Here is a 21182-nt window from a genome sequence, read left to right on the forward strand (position 1 = left end):
TTCAAAAAAAAGTACTCTTCGCCACTGGAAGAGTCTCTTGTGTAAATGTATCCAATACCTTAAGTAGTGTAACACGAGCGGCTTTCAACCGCAATCATTCAGCTTAAAAATCAATAGTCTGAAAACGGATTTATAATGATTTCATGAATGATAGAACGTCCGGGAACCAAGAATCGCAATCATCACTATAACAAATATGATGTTTTCCCTTTTCTGAGATGATCAAATGCTTTTCAGAAGAGCCAAGTGAATTGTAAAGATGCTCACCTGTTGAAAACGGCACGATGCCATCCCGCTTCCCTTGCACGATACATACCGGCGCTGTAATAAGCCTATAATAAGGTTCCACCATTTTAACAAGCCGCAAAAATTCAAAAGCAGCATGCAAAGGCGTATGCTTTAGTTTATATTCGTACAAATGGTAAAACGTATTCGGCGGATACTTTTTCGTCACCGACTCCTTTAGCATAATGCCCGCATCTTCCAACAGGATCCGCGGGCTTATATACTTGGCGGCAGCACTTAATAGCACCAACTTATCGACTGGGTAGCGGAGGGATAAATACATCGCAATCATGCCGCCCATCGAAAAGCCTATGATAATGACTTTATCCACTTCTTTTCGAAGTTTAGCGAGTGCCATCTCCGCTTCCATCATCCAAGATTCCGCTGTCGCTTTGCGGAGGTTGAGTGGAAACTCATGCCCCGGCAAAACGGGCACAGATATTATCCAATCCGTCTCTTTTTTGATGAATTCCATAAAAGGGCGAATTTCAAATGGCCCTCCGGTAAACCCATGTAGAAAGAGGACGCCCGTTTTCATTTTGCCAACATTCCATCTAGCACCCGTTCAAGCTCCATCCCTCTGGAGCCTTTCAATAGGACGATGGAGTTTTCATTTGTATCTTTCGATAATACGTTTACAATCGGCTCGATATCCGTTTCGGACCAATACACGTTTGGTTGCCCACTTTGCTGGAGTTTCTCAAATAGCCATTTCATTCGCGGTCCATATAAAAGAATTCCGTTTAAAGATAGAGTGCCTAATTGATCCGCAATTGATTCATGGTAATAACGTTCATCATCTCCAAGCTCTAACATATCTCCTAAAACAACCCACTTCTCACTGCGCAAAGCTGTTTCCTTCAAGAAATTCAGAGCAGCAGACATGGACGTTGGCGCCGCGTTGTACGCATCGTTTATATACAACGCTCCATTATCGGCCAATACGGGTTGCATGCGCATATCCGTCAAACGACAATTTTTAAGCGATTCCCGGATTTGGTCGGCGGTCATGCCCAGTTCATTTGCTATTAATATTGCAGCAAGCGCATTTTTCACTTGATGGGAACCATATACCGGAATCGTAAAAGTTCCATTCACTTTTCCTGAAATCGTAAAGCGGCTTCCCTCGTCACTCGCGTACAAATCCGTAATCGATAAATCCAAGCCATTCTGATGGCCGAATGAAACCGAAAATAGTCCATTTGCACTTTCGACAAACGGTTTCAGCAAAGGCTCATCGCCATCATAAAACAGGATGCCACCATCTTGCAGACCATCGATAATTTCAAATTTCGCTTTCGCAATGCCTTCTCTCGAACCAAGGTCTTGCATATGCGCCTCGCCGATATTCGTAATGACCGCAAAATGAGGCTCAGCCATTTCGGATAAAAATGAAATTTCCCCGAACCCACTCATGCCCATTTCAAGCACAGCCACTTCCGTATCTTCTTCCAACGACAGCAAAGTAAGCGGCAATCCTAATTCATTGTTGAAATTGCCTTCCGTTTTCTTTACTTTGAAATGTGGAGACAGTACGCCTGCAATCAAATCTTTCGTCGACGTTTTACCATTCGAACCCGTAACGCCGATAATTTTGCAATCCAATAAATAGCGGTAGCTTTTAGCGATTTGCTGCAGCGCTTTTTCCGCATCATCAACAAAAATTAGTGGAAGATCTTGCGGAGCATCCGGCTCGTCTTTCAGCCAAAGAGATGCTGCAGCCCCTTTTTCAAATGCTTGCCGAACAAAACGATGCCCGTTTACTTGCTCTCCTCGAAAAGGGATGAACAAATCACCCGGCGCAATCGTACGCGTATCAATCGACACACCTGTCACAATGCTGTTTTCCAACATCTGTCCATCTGCATTCAACCATTGCGCCAATTCTTTTAATTGTCGTCTCACGTCAAATCACGCTCAATCCATTTTATATTGTATCTGCTTTTTTTCTTCATGCCTTTCAAGCCCAAGCCCGATCAACTTTTCAATCAATTCAGGGTAAGAGATGCCTGCGTGCTGCCATAATAGCGGAAACATGCTCGTTGGCGTAAAGCCTGGCATTGTGTTGATTTCATTAATTAACACTTCGTCATTGTCTGTCACGAAGAAATCCGCACGCGCTAGACCGGCGCAATCCAATACTTTGTATGCTTCAATCGCCATGCTTTTCAACGTCTTTTCTACTGCCTCACTGACAGGGGCCGGAATGAGCAATTCCGTGTTTCCGTCCTGATATTTCGCTTCATAATCATAAAAAGCAGCAACAGGTTTAATTTCTCCTAATACGGAACAAGCCGGTTGATCGTTGCCTAATACACCCACTTCCACTTCACGTGCCGTAATGCCTTGTTCTACAATGATTTTACGGTCAAATTTCAACGCTGTATCGACCGCCGCATAAAGGCTTTCACGATCCGTCGCTTTGCTAATGCCGACACTTGAACCTAAGTTTGCTGGCTTAACGAACATCGGATACGCTAGTTCACTTTCCATTTTTTCAATTAAGTGTTCCCTTTTTTCTAACCAAGCATTACGTAAAAAGTGTACATAGGGTACTTGCTTCAAGCCAGATTGCGCAAACAATTGCTTCATGACAACTTTATCCATACCTGCAGACGAAGAAAGAACGCCATTTCCAGCATAAGGAATGTTCATTACTTCAAACAAACCTTGCACAGTGCCGTCCTCCCCGTTCGTACCATGCAATAGCGGTAAAACAATATCAGGCAGCCCATCGCCATTCAAAAAATCATGAATGCTATCGGGCTTCTCCTCATCCTTTTGAAGCCGCAGTTCATCGATCGAATGAACCGGAGCCAATAAAGGCTTGCCTTTTCTCCACTCACCTTCATATGTGATGTATACAGGAATTACTTCATATTTATCAAAATCGACAGCGCGCGTAACCGCTTGAGCAGTCGATAAAGAGACCTCATGCTCAGCGGATTTCCCGCCGTAAACTAAACCTAATTTTCTTTTCATAGTAACTCCCTCGCTAACCGTTAAATTTCATTCCTCTATTTTACCACGAAAACCTTTTAAGCTGATACATAGACCTTATATTTTCCAAATCGGTTCGAAGTGCTTAGATAAAAAGAACACTAATCATTAATAAGTTCCAGAAAAACTATATAGTTTACACGTTAAAATTGTAGACAAATACATACTTTCAACTTGTTTCAGCTTCAAATTCGCTATTATGTTCCTTTGGGATGATTCTATGGATCGCCTAATTTGATGCGGCAACCTATCGCTTTTCTGATCGTCTATAGTTAAGATATGATACGAACTCTTTTTTAGGTTATACTCAAGTAAACTATCGTAGTAGAAAAGGTGAATCGTTTGAATTTGAATAATAGGCCGGCGGATCGTTTTGATTGGACGCTTGCCTTTATATTGGCTTTATTGGCAGTTGTGAGCTTCTTCGCTATTTCATCTGCTCAAACTTCCGAACAATATGGAGAAATCAATTTCGTCCTGCTTCAAATAAGATGGTATGCTGTCGGCATGTTCATCATTGCATTTACTATTCTATTAGAGCCGGACCAGTACAAAAAAATTGCCTTTCCTTTATATGGGTTAGGTGTTCTTCTGCTTTTGTTTCTAATGTTAGCTCCTGGCGGACAGGGACAAATTGCGGAAATTCGGATGGGCGCGAAGAGATGGCTTACACTTCCAGTGATCGGTAGAATACAGCCTTCTGAATTCATTAAAACGTTTTTCATATTAGGAATGGCAAAAATGGTAGCCTCCCACAATGAAAAACATATTTCGAGAACGTTGAAAACAGATTTTCTTTTATTGAGCAAGATTGGCATTATGTTGATCATCCCACTATTTTTCATTATGAAACAGCCGGATTTAGGCACTTCTCTCGTATTTATTTCTATTACAATTGCAATGATCCTTGTAGCCGGGATTTCTTGGAAGTTTATTGTTCCCCTTTTCTCAGGTGGGGCAGTATTAGGTGTTGGCTTGCTTTATATGGCGCTTTACGCTCAGGATTTTATGGAAAACGTATTGGGATTTGACCGATATCAATTTAAAAGAGTGTATTCTTGGCTGGATCCTCATTCCTACCCTTCTGATGAAGGATATAATCTGATCCAAGCGATGACTGCAATCGGCTCGGGCGAATTATCCGGCAAAGGATATCATGGACGTGAAGTATACATTCCGGAAAACCATACCGATTTTATTTTTAGCGTCATTGGGGAGGAATACGGGTTTATTGGCGCAAGTATTGTCATCTCAATCTTTTTCATCCTTATTTATCATTTGACGAAAGTTGCGTTGGAATTGAAGGATCCATTTAGCGTATACGTCTGCACCGGAATTATCGCTATGCTCGCTTTCCACGTTATAGAAAATATTGGCATGAACATTCAGCTGTTGCCAATTACTGGAATTCCATTGCCTTTTGTCAGTTACGGGGGGAGTTCTCTTTTCAGTAATCTTCTTGCAATCGGATTAGTATTTAGCATGAAGTTCCACCATCGCACATATATGTTTGCTGCGGATGAGGATGAGGAGTAAAACAAAAAAATAATAGAATATCATAACATAATTGCAGATTTTCAGTTATAATTAATTTCTGCGTAAACATCGAAATTGCTACGCGGATCCAAACTATTCATAAGGTGACCTTTCATGAAGATAGATAAAAAACCGGCGGATCGATTTGATTGGCCACTTGCTTTTATATTGCTGTTGTTTTGTGTCATTAGTCTGATTGCCATTTCCTCTGCCCAAACGACTGGGCAGTATAACATTAATTTCATACCGTCTCAGATACAATGGTATGCAATTGGCTGTGTCATCATTGCAATTACGATGTATTTAGAACCTGAGCAGTATAAGAAAGCCGCTTGGATCATTTATGGAGGCGGCGTTCTTATCTTAGCACTGCTTTTCATTTTGCCTGAAAGTATGGAGCTTGTCGCTCGCCGAAATGGCGCGAAGAGCTGGTTCCATTTGCCGGGCATCGGAAGTATCCAGCCTGCAGAGTTCATGAAAACATTTTTTATTATCGGGTTGGCAAGGACCATTACAAAGCATCATGAGCATTATTTGGAAAAGACGCTGCAAACGGATTTTCTTTTATTAGGCAAAATCTTAGGTGTGATGTTCGTACCTTTCGCCCTCATTATGTTGCAGCCCGATTTAGGAACAGGCCTTGTGTTCATTGCCATTACGGCAGCTCTGATCATTGTCGCAGGGATTACGTGGCGAATCATTTTGCCTATTTTTATCGGAACGGCTGCAATTGGGGCGACTTTGCTTTGGATGGCGTTGTACGCGCAGGAATTTTTGGCAAAGTTCGGTTTTAAACCTTATCATTTCGAGCGTATTTACTCGTGGCTTGATCCGTATTCATATGCTTCCAATGAAGGGTTGCATTTGATTACATCATTGAATGCGATCGGATCTGGTGAGATTTTCGGTAAAGGGTACAAAGGACGCGAAGTATACGTTGCTGAAAGCCATACCGATTTTATTTTCAGCGTTGTCGGAGAAGATTGGGGATTTGTCGGTGCAAGTATCGTCATTTGCCTATACTTCTTCCTGATCTATCATATGACGAAAATCACGTTGGAATTAAAAGATATGTTCAGTACGTATATTTGCGCTGGCATCATTGCGATGATTACATTCCACGTTTTCGAAAATATCGGCATGACGACACAACTATTGCCAATTACCGGAATCCCTCTTCCTTTTATAAGTTATGGAGGAAGCTCACTGATGGGAAATATGCTCGCAATTGGTCTCGTATTCAGTATGAAATTCCACCATCGGACCTATATGTTCAGTTCAGATGAGGAAGATTAATTTCAGCAAAAAAGGTATCTCCAACCGTTTAAACGGCTTGGGATACCTTTTTTCATGTACAGTCATGACTGTATTTGCGGGTCATTTGCAGGTGGCGCGAGGGCCTTCAGCATTTCCAGACGGGATTTCGTTGCTGTCGCCGAAACACCCAACTTCGCCAAGTTGGAGATGATTTTTTTCAAATCAACCTTTTCTTTCGCCATCTTTTCCACCTCGACCTTTCTATATAATGTTGACGTTTCACACGATGGTATGTTTCGTCAACGAAATGAAAATTGTTCCATTTTGTATCTATACACATCATACCACTCCTGTCCACTTTTAAATCTTTCATTTCTGTTACAATTGTAGGTTTTTTGTAAACCTTTCATACATCATAAAATGATTTCAGAGTAATTCGTTTTGAGCGTATGCAATGCGGCTTCAAAGAAGCTTTGAGCGTATTATATGTATAACCGGATTAATGAATGGGTTTTATCGTTATGTGGCATGGCGCTAAACGGGATGACTTATGGGTTATCAAAATAGATTATCGTAGCATTGTTCCAATTATCGACAATTTAGGGAATGAATGACTTGGAGGTTGGTAAAATTACCATATCTTTTGTATGCGTTCGACAAGAGGAGTAGAATGGTCGTAGCGATTTTTATTAAAGGCGGGTAGTCATATGAATATAAAAAAGGCGATTCTTCTGTTGATGTCCGTGCAATTTTTCGTTTATTTAGGGTTCGGGCTCATTATTCCAATATTGCCTGAAGTTGTCGTACAGCAAGGGCTATCAGAGATGCATGTTGGTGGGCTATTGACCGTCTATTCTTTGGCCTCTTTCTTCACAGCCCCACTTTGGGGGTCATTGTCTGATCGAACGGGGCGCAAAAAACTCATCATGGTTGGATTGGTTGGGTTTAGCCTAAGCTTTTTCTTGTTCGCATTTTTCATAGAGAATCTATTTTTGCTTTATTTATCGCGCGTAGTCGGCGGTATTTTCTCGGGTGCCCTTTATACAGCGGTTACCGGGTTTGTTGGCGATATGACGACAGAAGAGAACCGCAATAAATATATGGGTCTTTTAGGGATGTCAATCGGCTTAGGCTTCATTTTTGGTCCAGCGATTGGTGGAGTGCTTGGTGATATTAGTTTGCGGGTTCCGTTCATCGCGTCAGGCATTCTAACTTTACTTTTATTTGTCTATGCCGGATTCATTTTAAAAGAGCCTAAGCGGCTTGGCGAAGCGAATAAACGGGCAATACTTCCAAAAGGTGGAGCAATGCTGTGGCAATATCGGATTCGTAATCTATTCTTACTATCGTTCATGGTGACGTTAATTCTTGCAGGGATTGAGGCAACATTCCAATTGTTTCAGATTTCCAAAATCGACATTACACCGAAGCAAGTCGGCTACTTGTTCATGGCGAGCGGATTTGTCGATGCTGCCATCCAAGGTGGAGTTGTAAGGCGGGTCAAGAACGGTGCAGAAACGAAATGGATAATAGGAGCGCAGATCATTACTGCAATCGGCCTTGTGCTAATTCCATTCACATCAAACCTGTTTTGGGCGGGATTTGCGTTAAGCGTCTTCACTGCAGGTAATGCGCTTGCAAGAACGGTCCTTGTTTCTCTAACATCCAAAGAATCTGGCGGAAAGTATGGAACAGCAGCTGGCATGACGTATTCGATGGATAATATGGGGCGGATTATCGGTCCATTGTTGTTCACAGGTCTATTCACTCAATTAGATGGCGGCATCTATACTATTTCAGCGACGCTTGCAGTGCTGTCAATCGTTTTCGTATTCCTTTATCGAAAGTCTTTAAAAACGTTACGCTCAGCATAATAAAGTTTCGATCAATCTGCCATAATTCTGTGAAGAAGAACAGAATTGCTGTCGAAGAGGATACTTTTCTTTGACAGCCTTTTTGTTTCAATATGACAATTCCCTGACTACTACAAGTGAGGACAGATTGTAAGGGATTACAGCCTTAATTAGGATGTGAAATACTGAACAACTTTTCCATTTCCATCCTCCACACTCACATCTCCAGACATTAAATAAGGCAATGGGTGGAAGCTCATATCGCTCCCGCCATAATTCACGCTTACGTCGATTATCCATTCCCCGCTTCCCTCTAATTTCATTCTTGGACCGCTTTCGCTTTTATCATTTTTGTTTTCGCCAATTCTGGATGAGCCTTTCTGATGATAGAAGGTCTCGCCATTATAAGCGTAACGATCATGAGCAAAATACCCGAACTAACGAGGATCCACTGTGCTGGCACTGCATCATAAAGGAATCCGAATAACACAACGCCTAATGGCATTAATGCCATGGACATTGTTTCAAGTATTGAAAACACACGTCCTTTGAAATCGTCGTCGATCGACTTTTGCATAAGCACTTGAATTGGCGTATTGACGATCATCATATTAATACCGAATAAAAAGATCACAATTATATAAAATGCAAAAAACGCATTATATTGCATAGAGACGATCAATGGCAGCGGAATGAGCATGAGGATAATACCGAAAATAAGAATGCCCCTTTTCGAGACTAATAAAGGGTATTTCACCTCTTTTTTCATTGAAAAATAAATGGACATGAGCAGCATGCCTACCGCAAACGAACCTTGTGTCACACCGAAATGTTCGGATGCCATCTTTAGTTTCTCGATGAGGATGAAAGAAAACCCTACTTCAAATGCACCGAAAAGGAAGTTGATAATTAATGAGATCCAGACAATTGTTAGCAGTACCGGCTGCAATCGCAAATAGGAAATGCCCGCCTTTATACTTTGCCACATCGTTTCTTTCGCTTCCTCTTCCGTCTTCTCCTTCCTTTTCGCAAAAAGCTTAAAGTTCATCGTAGATTCTAATAAAACAGCAAGCACTGACGCTGACATATACAGTATTAAAAACGTATTCATCGACACTGTTCCGTACAAAATACCTGCAATGGCAGGGCTTCCAATAGCCGCAAACGAAATTGACATCTGGTTCAGCGACATCGCACGTTGAATCCTCGCTTCATCGATCAAACCTGTAATGGAGGAAGTAAATGTCACTCCTGAAAACGTTGACGCAATCGATAAAACAACGGTTGTCGCATAAATCGCGATCAATGATAAACCATATGTCAAGCTGTAAATAAGTAGCCCGCCAATCGCAAGAGTAGAAACAATTTGAGCAATTATGACAATCGCTTTTCTCGAATATTTATCTGCTGCATAACCCGCAAAAGGCGAGACAAGCGTTCTTGGTAAAATATTGCAAATGAGATTTGTAGCAAAACTCGTTGCAGAACCTGTCATCTGTAAAATGTAAAAGCTAATTGCAAATGCATACACTTGCGCGCCGAATGCGGAAATCAGCTTGCTAATCGTAAACGTCCACATATGGTAAGTCGCTCTTTTTAAATTCGCTGCCATTTCCAAATTAGTCACTCCAATCAGTAAGTTTAATTTAATTAAACAAAGAATAGCACACTTTATTCTTCCATTGCAATAGAAAGTTTAATATAATTAAACTATATAAAACCTTATTATCATATGAACGATGTTGACGAATTGGAACTTTGGATTGTACGGTTATGTAGTCAAGGAGAGTGAACACTATTAAAACTTTAGGCGAGCGCATAAGAAGTTTGCGCAAAGAGCGTAAAATGACATTGGAAGTGTTAGCTGGAGGGAAACTTTCAAAAGGGATGCTCAGTTTAATTGAAAATAATAAAGCAAAGCCTTCCATGGACAGCCTCCTCTATCTTGCCAATCGATTAGATGTCGATATGTCTATGCTTTTGGAAGAAGTGAGTAGCCAAGAGCTACGGGATGTTTTAGAGAAAGCAGAGGAACTTTATAATACGACTATTTCAGAGGAAGTCGATAAAAATGAACAGCTGATCGCCTTATTGCAGCCTTACGTCGAAAATTTATCCGATAGCTATGAAGCTGCGCGAGTATTGGATATGTACGGACAAGGGCTGTATTTAAGCGGTTCCCCTAATTGGAAAGAATATATAGATAAGGCGGCAACGATGTATGACCGACTGAATATTGTGCGCAGGAGAGCCAACCTTGCCATTTTCAAATCTTGGACAAAGTTTAGAGATCATTTATACTCGGAGGCCTTAGAAGATTTTTTACAAGAACGGCAATATATAAATGATAAATACGCCTATATCGATCCGATTTCCCGAATTGATCTTGATTATCATGAAGCCGTTTTCCATTATGCAGTCGGTAATTATGAAACAGGCATCGCAGTTATGGAGGAGGCAATTGAATTTTCGAAAACGCACCGTATATTTAATAGTATTGATAATTTGTACAGGTTAGCCGCGATTAATGCAATGATGAATAACGACGAGGAGCGTATCGCTTTTTATGCAAATAAATTAAAGCAATACGGCGAATTCGCAGATGACAAAGAGCCGTTATACTTATATCGCTTCATGGAAATCCATCAATTGACATCCTATACACATCAATATGAAAAAGCATCTGAATTGATTTCTGAATATGAGGAGGAGTTGAATAGGTCCGTTTATTTTCGTTCTTATTTACTTGCGGAAAAAGGCAAAGCACTTTACGGAATCGGACGTTATGAAGAGGCGATTGAACGATTGAAGCAAGTTGAAATTGCCGACTACATTCATCACCCGATTGACCTCTCCATTTTTTACGAAGGAGATGCCTATCTTGCAAGAAGTTATTTTGCGTTAGGGTTGCAAGAAGAGGCTGAAAGCATAGCAAAAAAGACAATGGAACTGATTGCACCTATGCCCGCATCTCCCTATAAGCGCTATATCGAAGAGACTTATCAATTAATCGTGAAATAAAAAATCCGCAGGAAGCACAATTGCTTTCCTGCGGATTTTATCATTATAAAGCTTCGATGGATTGATTTTCCATGGAACCATTATAAATCTCTTTATCAATTTCCCCAGTCACTCGAGCAGTTGCAACGCCCGCTGTCATGGAGCCGCTAACGTTCAGCGCTGTACGTCCCATGTCAATTAACGGTTCAACGGAGATGAGCAAGCCTGCGAGGGCTACAGGCAAGTTTAATGCGGATAATACTAAAATCGCAGCGAAAGTTGCGCCGCCTCCAACACCAGCTACCCCAAATGAGCTAACCGCCACAATTGCAATCAATGTGATCAAAAATGTCGGTTCTAACGGATTTTGACCGACTGTCGGTGCAATCATGACTGCCAACATTGCTGGGTAAATTCCTGCACAGCCGTTTTGACCGATTGATAATCCGAAGGAGCCAGCAAAGTTTGCGACACCATCCGGCACTCCTAAGCGATCTGTCTGTGTTTTAATATTTAATGGCAATGTCCCGGCACTTGAGCGAGAGGTGAAAGCAAACAACAAAGTCTCTGCTGTTTTCTTCACATAGGTGATCGGGTTGAGCCCTGAAATCGAAATGATGATTAAGTGAATAAGGAACATGACCAAAATTGCTGCATAGGAAGCTAACACAAATTTACCTAAACTGTATATCGCCGCAAAGTCTGAAGTGGCGACTGTTCTCGCGATGATGGCTAAAATTCCATATGGTGTTAAACGCAACACAATGCGAACAACGCCCATAATTAAGGAGTACAAAGCATCGATTCCCTTTTTAACAAGGTTTGCATTTGTTTCATCACGTTTAGTAAGGGCTAAATAAGCAAAGCCTAAGAATGCCGCAAAAATAACAACACCAATTGTTGAAGTTGGACGAGCGCCAGTGAAGTCAAGGAACGGATTCGCAGGAAGTAGATCTAAAATTTGATCTGGCAAAGCCTTACCAGATAGATTCGATGAACTTTCCTCAATCGAAGCCCCACGAGCCGTTTCTGCTTCGCCTTGCACAATTTCCGAAGCGTCCAGACCGAAAAGTAAAGAAGAGGATATTCCGACAGCAGCAGCAATAGCAGTTGTGCCAACTAAAATCCCTAAAATGAGTCCGGCCATCTTTCCGAAGTTTTTGCCGATCGTCACTTTTGTAAAAGCACCCAATATTGAAATGAAAACTAAAGGAATGACTATCATTTGAAGCAATTTAACATAACCAGTTCCGATAATATTATACCAAGCTACTGATTTTGAAAGCACTTCAGAGTCTGTGCCATAAGCAATATGCAATACAAATCCAAGCAGAATACCAAGCCCTAACCCGGTAAATACCCTTTTGGAAAACGAAATGTTTTTGCGATGCATACTATATAGGAGTCCGACAAACAGCAACAGTGCCGCAACGTTAATAATTAATAATATTGTATCCAATCTATATTCCTCCTGATTCAACTTATAGCAAAACTATAAACCCCTTATCCTAATCAGTCAAGTAGGATTTATTGGATTCTATAAATACTCTTATTCTTTTAGAAAGCTTCAACTACAGAATCCTGTAGAATGAAAGCTGTGTTGGATTTACAAACAATCAGAATCACACGATAGACGATCGGAAATCATTTTAAAAGCACATTGCCCAAAAACGCCGATTCATAACTAACATTTTTATTGTTCCCGAAATGAATTAAGACTCTCGAGATTTTGATTATCTTCTTTTTCTTCTGTTTTTCGGTATACTGTAAGAAAGGAAATGTTTAAGGAGGGTGAAAATGTCAGGATTATTTAGCATTTCAGTTACAATTATATTTATATTGAACATTTTTCTTGCAATCGCCCTCATATTTTTAGAGAGGCGTGATCCAACAGCTACATGGGCTTGGCTTCTTGTTCTTTTCTTCATTCCTCTATTCGGTTTCATTATTTATTTATTTTTAGGCAGACAGTTAAGAAAGAAGCATTTATTCCGCTGGGAAGGAAGAAATCGCATTGGGATAGAACAGCTCATCGATTATCAAATCGAAGCGATCGAAGAGGATGCTTTTGAATTCAGATTGGATGACACCGCTCATTATAAGGATATGATCTACTTGCACTTGCGCAATAACCACGCTGTATTGACACAAGATAACAATGTGCAAATATTTAATGACGGTGTGGAGAAATTTGATGCATTGCTCAAAGATCTTGAAAATGCGAAAGACCATATCCATTTCCAATATTATATTTTACGTTTGGATTCATTAGGCAAAAGGATATTGGATGTGCTAATCCGAAAAGCGAAACAAGGTGTTAAAGTACGTGTGCTATTCGATGATATTGGCTCTAGAGGTCTGCGCATAAGCCATTTGAAAGAACTCATTGCCGTTGGCGGTGAAGTAGCTGCGTTTTTCCCTGCAGTCCTTCCACTCATCAACCCACGGCTGAACTACCGGAATCATAGAAAGATCGTAGTTATCGATGGACGCGTCGGATATGTCGGCGGCTTCAACGTCGGTGATGAATATTTAGGATTAAACAAGAAATTTGGCTATTGGCGGGATACGCATCTCCGCATTGAAGGCAGTGCAATTCATCCGTTACAAACCCGTTTCATCTTAGATTGGAATCAAGCGTCTGAAAAGCACAATATCGAATATGCAGAGAGGTACTTTCCCGCTATTCCTCGAAAAGGCACCGTCGGTTTGCAAATCGTTTCGAGCGGACCGGACGCTCAGTGGGAACAAATTAAAGATGGCTATTTAAAAATGATCTTTTTAGCGAAAGAGTACATTTACATTCAAACACCTTATTTCATCCCAGATGTTAGTTTCCTGGATGCGCTTCGGATTGCTTGCCTCTCTGGTGTCGATGTACGAATTATGATACCGAATAAGCCGGACCACATGTTTGTTTACTGGGCAACCTATTCAAACGTGGGGAAACTCTTAGAAGCTGGAGCAAGAGTGTATATTTACGAAAACGGCTTCCTGCATGCCAAAAAAATTGTTGTTGACGATGAACTCTCTACAGTAGGTACTGCCAACATTGATGTGCGCAGCTTTAAATTGAATTTTGAGATTAACGCCTTCATCTATGACCGAGAAAAATCTCATGAGTTAGCGGAACTGTTCGAGCAAGACATGCAGTTATCGACTGAATTGACGTATGAAGCATATAAGAATCGTACTCGTATCGTGAAGATCAAGGAATCGGTCTCCCGCCTACTATCACCGATACTATAATTTTGGAAAAAGAAATGCAGCAATCATAGCGAATGGTAGGTTTCGGGTAAATTGTATTCCTTTTCAACGAACGTTTCACGATTGGGGAAGTTTCTTCTTTTCCGAAACAATTCTTATTATATAAAATAGTGAAGAGACATCGACAGTCTCTTCACTATTTTTTATTGACTAGGAAGTTAGCTGGAAACGTCCAGCCCAATCACTCATAATTTACGAGGATCGCCGCGGCCTTCACATTCAAAAGCGCCATTAGTCTATCTAAACAAAAAGGCTGCCTCCTTTCGAGGCAACCATATTTCAACTAAACCTTGCAAGCCTAAATCTATTCTATTCCTAAATATTCTTCCAACGTAATATTGCGTTTAAAGACCTCTTCTGCAATTTCTTTGCCAACGTAGCGGAAATGCCATGACTCATGCATATAGCCTGTCACATCTTCTTTCCCTTTCGGATAGCGGAGGATGAACCCGTAACGATATGCATTCGCTGCTACCCATTTTCCAGCTTCCGTATCTCCGAATGAGGAGGAAGCCCAGTGTTTCTCGAAATTCACTTCCCCTATATCGAATGCCAAACCTGTCTGATGCTCTGAATAGCCTGGACGAGCGCTGTACCGGTCAGCAGCATCTTTGCCATCCTTTTGGACATAACGATCGTAAAGAGAGACTTGGTATTCATATGAGCGGTATGTGCTGAAAGCAGTTAGATTGATACCAGATAGTTTTGCTTCTGCAGCCATCTCATCAAATGCCGCTCTTGCCTCTTTACTTTCACCGGGTGCATAATCACTTGGCAACGGGTATTTTTTATTGGCAATTAGGACGCCCTTTATGAATGTCGGTTCTTTAGGCAGCTTCTGGCCTTCAATATAGCCGCCATTTTTCGAAATAGTTGGCGGATTATTTTTCACATTGGCTTTATCGTTTTTCTTCACGGGTGTTTCGATCTTAGTTGGTGTTTCAACTTTTTTCTCTTCATCCGTTTTTTCTTGTGGTTGATTTGGAGCCTGTTGTTCCGGTTCTTGTTCTTCATCGCCTTCTTCTGTTGCATTTGGCAACTCATCAAGCGGCTCTTCCTCTTCTTCCGGTAATTGTATCGGTTCTTCCTGTGGCTCAGTTACATCTTTTTTCAATCCTAAACGGCTTAAACTTTTATCAACATTCCACTCATTTATCCCTATCCAAACGATGGCGGAAATAAAAAAGATACTTATTATTAATAAAATGATTGTTCCAATCTTACTCTTCGTCTTCTTATGCTTGCTTCGTTTCATGTATAAAGGCCTTCCTTCTGCTATATATCTCGTTAAATATCATTTTTTCACACTAAGATAGTTTACCATCAATTCTCTTTACTGTGTGCATATGCTATCATTTATTTCTAATAACGTATTCGAAGATTGAGAGGATAAACAATGAATACACAACGCTGGCTATCTTTTAGTTTCTTAACGTTCTTCTTTACATGGGGCATCTTTCTCCCCTACTGGACAGGATTTTTAACGAATGACAAAGGTTTATCAGTAAAAGCTGCCAGCGTTGTTATGGGCGCAGGCATGGTTGCTCGGTCCTTTGCGACTTTTTTGTTTTTCCCCTACATGACGAGAAAGCTATCCTTAATCCGAGCAGTGCAATGGACTGCATTGATCTCCCTATTGCTGGCCATTATGTATTTACCCAATTCGCCATTCGCTGTTCTGTTGCTGATAACAATCTTATTTAGCGCAGTCTATCCGATGATATTGCCCGCGGTGGAAAGCGGTGCATCGGTTCTTATGCAAGCCGATCGCATTCATTATGGCAAAAGCCGCTCCTATGGTTCCATCGGCTATACAGTAGCGTTATTAATTGTCGGAGCTGCAACTGCTGTATGGGGCGAAAAATCAATCCTTCTGCTAATGATCGCAGGTCTTGGATTTATTGTACTGTTCTTTTCTCGCCCGGCACCTGCCATTTTGCAATCAAAACCTGAATATAAGAGCGGTAGCAATGTAAAAACCGGCTTAAAAAGCCTTTTCCAATCAAAAGGCTTTGCCGTTGTTATGCTGTTGGCGATTTTATTGCAAGGTGCTCACGCTTCCTATTACAACTACGGCTTTATATTTTTGAATGATTTAGGAGTGAACAGCTTTTATATCGGCATTGTGCTGAACATCGCTATATTGTTCGAAATCTTATTTTTCGCAAAAGCAGATCGATTGCTTTCAAAAGTAAAAGTGTCCACGATGTTTTTAGTTTCAGCAATCGGCTCTACGGTTCGATGGGTAGCAATTTTCCTTTATCCGATGACGAGTGTATTCATAGCATCTCAAGTGCTACATGCCCTATCATTCGGCGTTGCCCACTATGCGTTTATCCAGTATATTTCTACAAAGCTCCCAAACTCACATATTGCTGCGGCACAAGGCTTCTATGCTGCGTTCGCTATGAGTTTAAGTACAGCAATCCTGACATTCCCTGCGGGCTTCCTATATGACGAAGTCTCTCCTAATGCGGCATTTTTAGGAATGACCATTTGTTCAGTGCCAGCCATTATCATTGTATTGCTAACAAGAAAAAAGCTAAATTACTAACTATATTGACGCACCAACAGCATAGTTGGTTCATTACATGAAAAATATAAGTGCAAACACAACTACGAAAGCGGCTCCAAAGGTAATCGACAAATAGCGCATCCATTTGGATTCTCTTTCATAGCCTTGCTCTTTAAATGATTTCGCTCTTGATGCATTTGTTAATGAAAATAGGGCCATCATTGTTAATATGGCGATGTCCAATTTTCCTTTGATGATAAAATAAAGCGTAATCAATGCAATTACAATAATGATTGGAACGAAAAACTTTTTTTGGCTCATCATAGATTCCCCTCTCGAAAAATGAAGAAAGGCTGGAGAACATTCTCCAGCCCCTAACTTGTTGACTAACGCTCGCATACTGCGAATCGAACAATAAAGAGTTCGATTTGCCGTATTTTCGAGCCTTTGTGGAAATAAAGGCACTGCGGACGTTGCACACCTATACTGCCTTCCACGTGTCAAGCGTTTTCAAGCCAAGCTGGGCAAACACCTATCTCATAACTACAAATCTTAAAAAGACTGTAGACAAAGTGAAGAAGATACTTTGTCTACAGCCCCCATACTTACTTTGCTTTATCTGTAGTTTGGCTTAACTCGGCATCCGTATGCTTGTAGTAAAATTTACGTCCTAAATACGTTTGGAGTATGAGGAGAATACCGCCTACAGCCCAATATAATGGCAATGCTGCCATAACACTGAACGAAATGAACATAATCATAATCGGTGACATGTAGACGAACAGCTTCATTTGCTGTTTTTGCTGCTCAGGCATCGTCCATAAGGATACGCGCGCTTGTACAAAATAAACAGCTCCTGCGACTAACATCATGATTTTATCCGGCTCACCAAGATTAAACCATAGGAATTGGTGCTCCTTTACTTCAGGTGGTGCATAGAGAATTGCGAAGTAGAGTCCCATAATAATCGGCATTTGAATAATTAGCGGCAAACAGCCCATGTTGAGCGGGTTGACGCCGTGCTTCGAGTACAATCCCATCATTTCTTGCTGAAGCTTCATTTGCTCTTCTTTATCTTTCGCCTGTTTCAGCCGTTTTTGAATGTCTTCCATTTCAGGGCGAAGCGCATCCATCTTTACTTTCATTTCTTGCTGTGATTTATAGTTCTTTAACATTAAAGGCATTAGAACTAAACGTATTGCAACAGTGATGACGATGATCGCCCAGCCGTAGCCTCCGTTAAACGCTTCTCCTAAATAATGCAGAAGCCATTCCATCGGTTTTACGAATATACTATAAAACGTTCCCTCTTTGTTTTGTACACCTGAACAGCCGCTCAAAAATACAGCTGCGGTAATCAGTATCGAGAATAAACCAATTCTTTTCTTCAATAGATTCACCTTCACTATAATCAATTGCGCCTCGGCGTAATTGCATGTAATTTTGTAGTGCTTTTCTTCTGCCGAGCATTCGTTAGGTACTTGTTCATTTTATATAGATGAATAACCTTCTGACAGATAAATTCAAACTACTGAAAAGTATACATCATATGTAGGTATAATTACAATGAATGTTGCCATTTGAACAGGGAATTGTGAACATAAAAAAACGCCTCTTTTAGAAAGAAGCGCTCTTTGAAGAGATTTGTCTACTGTATCGTAGATTGCAATTGCGCATAAAGATTGAAAATGCAAAGCAATTCTATTTTACGTAAAACGCCTTTCATTTGACGCATAAATAACAGTTGGCGTGCTAACCCCTATTTTCCAAAGCTTACATCGAAATGAACTTAACCTTCTTTTTGTTCTCCTTGTTTCCAATGTGGATCATTTTCTTTTTGTTTAGTGTAAAGCCCATCTTTCTCTGATTCTTTCGAGTCGTCTTCAACTTCTTGGTTGTAGTAATGGACGCTCGTTTGGGCCCCTTCACTCACCATTTTATTGTCTTGAAAATCATAAGGGTCTGAATGCCCTGCCTTCGTTTCATCTGAACGGTTCAATTGCTGAGAATTGACAAAAGAATTTACTTTCGTTTTCATGTTATTGAAGGCTACCATCGCCTTATCTCGATTTTCTTTTTTACTAAAATACGCATATGCACCTGCAGCTAATGTTGCAAGGAGCAATCCATTTCCTTTTTTACGTGCCATATATATCATCCTCCATCCCATCAAAATTCATTTTGATACGAGTAGTATACCCTCATTCTACTTTTCGAAAACTTTTCTTTGCTAACAACATATCGATATGTGGAATACCATCATCTTCGTATGGTTCTCCTATCACCTCAAATCCATGCGATCCGTACAGTTGTTGCAAATGCAATTGGGCTTGCAATTGTATTTTTTCGGCATGAAAGTTTTTTATCATAAATTCTACTGCTTTTGAAATCAAAATATGACTAACTCCTTTGCCTCTCTGATCTTCATGGACAATCACTCGTCCTAAAGAAGGTTCTTCATATTTCACTCCCGCAGGTAAAAGACGGGCATAGGCTTTAATCTCCCCATCTTTCATCCCAAATAAATGAACAGCTTCCATGTCGTGACCGTCCACTTCCATGTATGGGCATTGTTGCTCTACTACGAATACTGCAACCCGCAATTTTAGCATTTCATATACTTCGATTCCGCTTAGTTCGTTGAATCGCTTGAAAGACCAGTTCAGCTCTTTTTCCGTCATAGTATATCCCCCAATGATTAAATGTCTAAATTTTATATTTCATTATGATGACAACCATAGTTTATTAGACTGTTATTTGTTATGATAGCAGAAAGGATTGCGGAGGTGACAGCGACATGATACGACCGATGACCGTTGGCGATATTCGCCATATACAACAAATTGCTCATGTAACGTGGAATGATACATACTCGGGGATCATTCCTAAAGACATTCAGACAGCATTTATCAATCGCTCCTATTCCGATGCAATGATGATGAAACGGATGGAAAAGACTCATATGTTAGTCGCTGAATGTGAAAACGGAACCCCGATCGGATTTCTTAACTTTACAAAAGAAGATGAAGATGGCGATTCAGAGTTGACGGCGATGTATATTTTGCCGGCTTACCAGCATTCAGGATACGGTAGAAAATTATTCGACTATTCGATGGAAGTGCTCAAAACAGCAAAACAGCTTTATGTCTATGTTGATAGCCGAAACGACGCAGGACGCGCCTTCTATGAAAAAATAGGCTTTGAACTTTTAGATACATTTGAAGAAGAATTCGAAGGATACCCTGTCGAAACAGCTCAATATGTCTACTTCATTCAACAGCCTGCTCTTGTTTAATAATAAAAGGCAATCCCTTTAATGAATAGGGATTGCCTTTGTTTTTTATAACGGTCTCATTGAGTCGCTATCGTAAGGCTGATCCACAAATTGTGGTTCTTCCTGCAATGGCGGTTTTTTCGTGAAGCAAAGAATTGCCGCGATGTATAGCAAGATGGATGGAAGCGATACGATTCCACCAAATATCCCAGCGATGATGAACATAATACCTGCCAATTTAGAATTCTTATCCTTCCAAATATTAACGATGCCGATAATGTTCAATACGATGCTAATGATCATCGCAATGATAAGGAACCATAAAAATCCGCCTAACACATCAAAGAATACAAATACCGCATCAACATCGGCCTGCGTATAAGTTGGATCTGCGAGCAATTCCATTTTCATTTCTTGCTGGAAGCCCGGATCATTTTGCAGGAAGCTATAAAATGCCATAAAAATAAATCCGCAAATCGTTCCAATTGCAGTCATGATGACGGCGATGATGGATAACACTCTCTCGGCCGTTCGATTCATGCAAAGCACCTCTCTCTTTCTACTATTTTGTATATCATAACAGAGTATACGTCGAAATAGACAATTAGTTTCGTAATCATTTTATTTTAGGGCAATGGTTTTATTTTCATCTATTCGGGTAATGTTGAAGCAAGGAGAAAATGACTATTCGAGCGAAAGGAGAGCATGCAATTTATGAGGAAACATGTTTTATTTACCTCGACGGACATGCTTTATACCGTCGCAGGGGCATCTGTACTTACCAGTATTTTATACTTTGTAACTTTGGCATGGGGTTTCTAACTATTTTTAAATATAAAAAAGGCAATCTAATAGTGAGATTGCCTTTTTTTCTTATGCTTTAATATCATCATATTCCTTGTATCGTTCAAAAGCAGTTACGACATAGGAGCAGACAGCTTCCATTTTGTAACCTTTTTCCCTTGCGTATTGTGCAGCACGGTCCAATAGTTTCTTAGCAACCCCTTGGCCACGCAAGTCTTGGGATACAAAAGTATGATCCATCACCATGACATCCCCTAAAAGCGTCCATGTGATTTCCGCTAACATCTTGCCATCCTGCTCATAGCGGAACGCAAAAGTGTCGCCGCCTAATTCCACAAATTCAAAGTTCATGAAAACCTCTCCTCCTTTTTTTAGATTATATCAAAATCTT

Annotated in this window: 21 protein-coding genes; 7 read left to right on the forward strand and 14 right to left on the reverse strand. The window is 40.6% G+C overall.

The features are described 5' to 3' along the window. Positions 1-130: 130 nt before the first annotated feature. From WFH04_RS12625 to WFH04_RS12635, 3 genes are read right to left on the reverse strand one after another with little or no spacing between them, the layout of a single operon-like run. Positions 131-823: an alpha/beta hydrolase gene (locus WFH04_RS12625; RefSeq protein WP_336824410.1), complete on the reverse strand. Its 693-nt coding sequence runs from the start codon at positions 821-823 to the stop codon at positions 131-133. Beyond that, the gene (locus WFH04_RS12630; protein WP_336824411.1) at positions 820-2190 is read right to left on the reverse strand and encodes a UDP-N-acetylmuramoyl-tripeptide--D-alanyl-D-alanine ligase; all 1371 of its coding nucleotides are present in this window, start codon (positions 2188-2190) and stop codon (positions 820-822) included. The genes WFH04_RS12625 and WFH04_RS12630 overlap by 4 nt, the downstream gene beginning before the upstream one ends. Positions 2191-2202: 12 nt before the next feature. Continuing rightward, positions 2203-3267, reverse strand: a complete 1065-nt coding sequence (locus WFH04_RS12635; RefSeq protein ID WP_336824412.1) for a D-alanine--D-alanine ligase — start codon at positions 3265-3267, stop codon at positions 2203-2205. A gap of 360 nt (positions 3268-3627) precedes the next feature. Between WFH04_RS12635 and WFH04_RS12640 the strand changes: the two genes are divergently transcribed. Further along, positions 3628-4821 carry an FtsW/RodA/SpoVE family cell cycle protein gene (locus WFH04_RS12640; RefSeq protein WP_336824413.1) on the forward strand — a complete coding sequence of 398 codons (1194 nt, stop codon included), beginning with the start codon at positions 3628-3630 and terminating at the stop codon, positions 4819-4821. Positions 4822-4935: 114 nt separating this feature from the next. After that, on the forward strand, positions 4936-6117 hold the full coding sequence (locus WFH04_RS12645) for an FtsW/RodA/SpoVE family cell cycle protein (RefSeq protein WP_336824414.1): 1182 nt from the start codon (positions 4936-4938) through the stop codon (positions 6115-6117). Between the two features lie 62 nt (positions 6118-6179). On the opposite strand, the gene WFH04_RS12650 is transcribed toward WFH04_RS12645, so the two are convergent. Then, positions 6180-6320: an Lmo0850 family protein gene (locus WFH04_RS12650; protein WP_283733817.1), complete on the reverse strand. Its 141-nt coding sequence runs from the start codon at positions 6318-6320 to the stop codon at positions 6180-6182. A 471-nt stretch (positions 6321-6791) separates the two neighbouring features. Between WFH04_RS12650 and WFH04_RS12655 the strand changes: the two genes are divergently transcribed. Further along, positions 6792-7952 carry an MFS transporter gene (locus tag WFH04_RS12655; RefSeq protein WP_336824439.1) on the forward strand — a complete coding sequence of 387 codons (1161 nt, stop codon included), beginning with the start codon at positions 6792-6794 and terminating at the stop codon, positions 7950-7952. Positions 7953-8101: 149 nt separating this feature from the next. On the opposite strand, the gene WFH04_RS12660 is transcribed toward WFH04_RS12655, so the two are convergent. Both WFH04_RS12660 and WFH04_RS12665 read right to left on the reverse strand, forming a co-directional pair. Beyond that, positions 8102-8254: a hypothetical protein gene (locus WFH04_RS12660; protein ID WP_336824415.1), complete on the reverse strand. Its 153-nt coding sequence runs from the start codon at positions 8252-8254 to the stop codon at positions 8102-8104. After that, positions 8251-9549 carry an MFS transporter gene (locus tag WFH04_RS12665; protein ID WP_336824416.1) on the reverse strand — a complete coding sequence of 433 codons (1299 nt, stop codon included), beginning with the start codon at positions 9547-9549 and terminating at the stop codon, positions 8251-8253. The genes WFH04_RS12660 and WFH04_RS12665 overlap by 4 nt, the downstream gene beginning before the upstream one ends. Positions 9550-9719: 170 nt before the next feature. On the opposite strand from WFH04_RS12665, the gene WFH04_RS12670 reads away from it, so the two are divergent. Beyond that, a complete protein-coding gene (locus WFH04_RS12670; protein ID WP_336824417.1) occupies positions 9720-10952 on the forward strand; it encodes a helix-turn-helix domain-containing protein in 1233 nt (410 codons plus the stop codon). A gap of 43 nt (positions 10953-10995) precedes the next feature. On the opposite strand, the gene WFH04_RS12675 is transcribed toward WFH04_RS12670, so the two are convergent. Then, on the reverse strand, positions 10996-12324 hold the full coding sequence (locus WFH04_RS12675; RefSeq protein ID WP_336824440.1) for an L-cystine transporter: 1329 nt from the start codon (positions 12322-12324) through the stop codon (positions 10996-10998). Between the two features lie 404 nt (positions 12325-12728). Here WFH04_RS12675 and cls point away from each other — a divergent pair, with 404 nt between their 5' ends. Then, a complete protein-coding gene (gene cls / locus WFH04_RS12680) occupies positions 12729-14180 on the forward strand; it encodes a cardiolipin synthase (protein ID WP_336824418.1) in 1452 nt (483 codons plus the stop codon). A 322-nt stretch (positions 14181-14502) separates the two neighbouring features. Here cls and WFH04_RS12685 read toward each other — a convergent pair whose 3' ends face one another. Then, positions 14503-15453 carry a M15 family metallopeptidase gene (locus tag WFH04_RS12685; protein ID WP_336824419.1) on the reverse strand — a complete coding sequence of 317 codons (951 nt, stop codon included), beginning with the start codon at positions 15451-15453 and terminating at the stop codon, positions 14503-14505. 141 nt (positions 15454-15594) lie between these two features. Between WFH04_RS12685 and WFH04_RS12690 the strand changes: the two genes are divergently transcribed. Continuing rightward, entirely contained in the window at positions 15595-16752 is a 1158-nt protein-coding gene (locus WFH04_RS12690) for an MFS transporter (RefSeq protein WP_336824420.1), read from the forward strand. A 33-nt stretch (positions 16753-16785) separates the two neighbouring features. Here the strand turns inward: WFH04_RS12690 and WFH04_RS12695 are convergent, their stop codons facing one another. The 4 genes from WFH04_RS12695 to WFH04_RS12710 form a co-directional block, all read right to left on the reverse strand. Continuing rightward, positions 16786-17034, reverse strand: a complete 249-nt coding sequence (locus tag WFH04_RS12695) for a hypothetical protein (protein ID WP_336824421.1) — start codon at positions 17032-17034, stop codon at positions 16786-16788. A 284-nt stretch (positions 17035-17318) separates the two neighbouring features. Beyond that, on the reverse strand, positions 17319-18104 hold the full coding sequence (gene yidC / locus WFH04_RS12700) for a membrane protein insertase YidC (protein WP_336824422.1): 786 nt from the start codon (positions 18102-18104) through the stop codon (positions 17319-17321). A 398-nt stretch (positions 18105-18502) separates the two neighbouring features. Continuing rightward, positions 18503-18862 carry a hypothetical protein gene (locus WFH04_RS12705; protein ID WP_336824423.1) on the reverse strand — a complete coding sequence of 120 codons (360 nt, stop codon included), beginning with the start codon at positions 18860-18862 and terminating at the stop codon, positions 18503-18505. Between the two features lie 52 nt (positions 18863-18914). Then, positions 18915-19394, reverse strand: coding sequence for a GNAT family N-acetyltransferase (locus WFH04_RS12710; RefSeq protein ID WP_336824424.1), 480 nt, complete (start codon positions 19392-19394; stop codon positions 18915-18917). 116 nt (positions 19395-19510) lie between these two features. Here WFH04_RS12710 and WFH04_RS12715 point away from each other — a divergent pair, with 116 nt between their 5' ends. Continuing rightward, positions 19511-20008 (forward strand): GNAT family N-acetyltransferase, encoded by a 498-nt coding sequence (locus WFH04_RS12715; protein WP_336824425.1) that lies wholly within the window; start codon positions 19511-19513, stop codon positions 20006-20008. 45 nt (positions 20009-20053) lie between these two features. Here WFH04_RS12715 and WFH04_RS12720 read toward each other — a convergent pair whose 3' ends face one another. Both WFH04_RS12720 and WFH04_RS12725 read right to left on the reverse strand, forming a co-directional pair. Further along, complete coding sequence (locus WFH04_RS12720; protein WP_336824426.1) at positions 20054-20527, reverse strand: DUF4064 domain-containing protein; 474 nt, start codon at positions 20525-20527, stop codon at positions 20054-20056. Between the two features lie 333 nt (positions 20528-20860). Beyond that, positions 20861-21142, reverse strand: coding sequence for a GNAT family N-acetyltransferase (locus WFH04_RS12725; RefSeq protein ID WP_336824427.1), 282 nt, complete (start codon positions 21140-21142; stop codon positions 20861-20863). Positions 21143-21182: the final 40 nt, after the last annotated feature.

Origin of the sequence: Sporosarcina sp. USHLN248, from assembly GCF_037144575.1 — a bacterium.
Lineage (GTDB): Bacteria > Bacillota > Bacilli > Bacillales_A > Planococcaceae > Sporosarcina > Sporosarcina contaminans.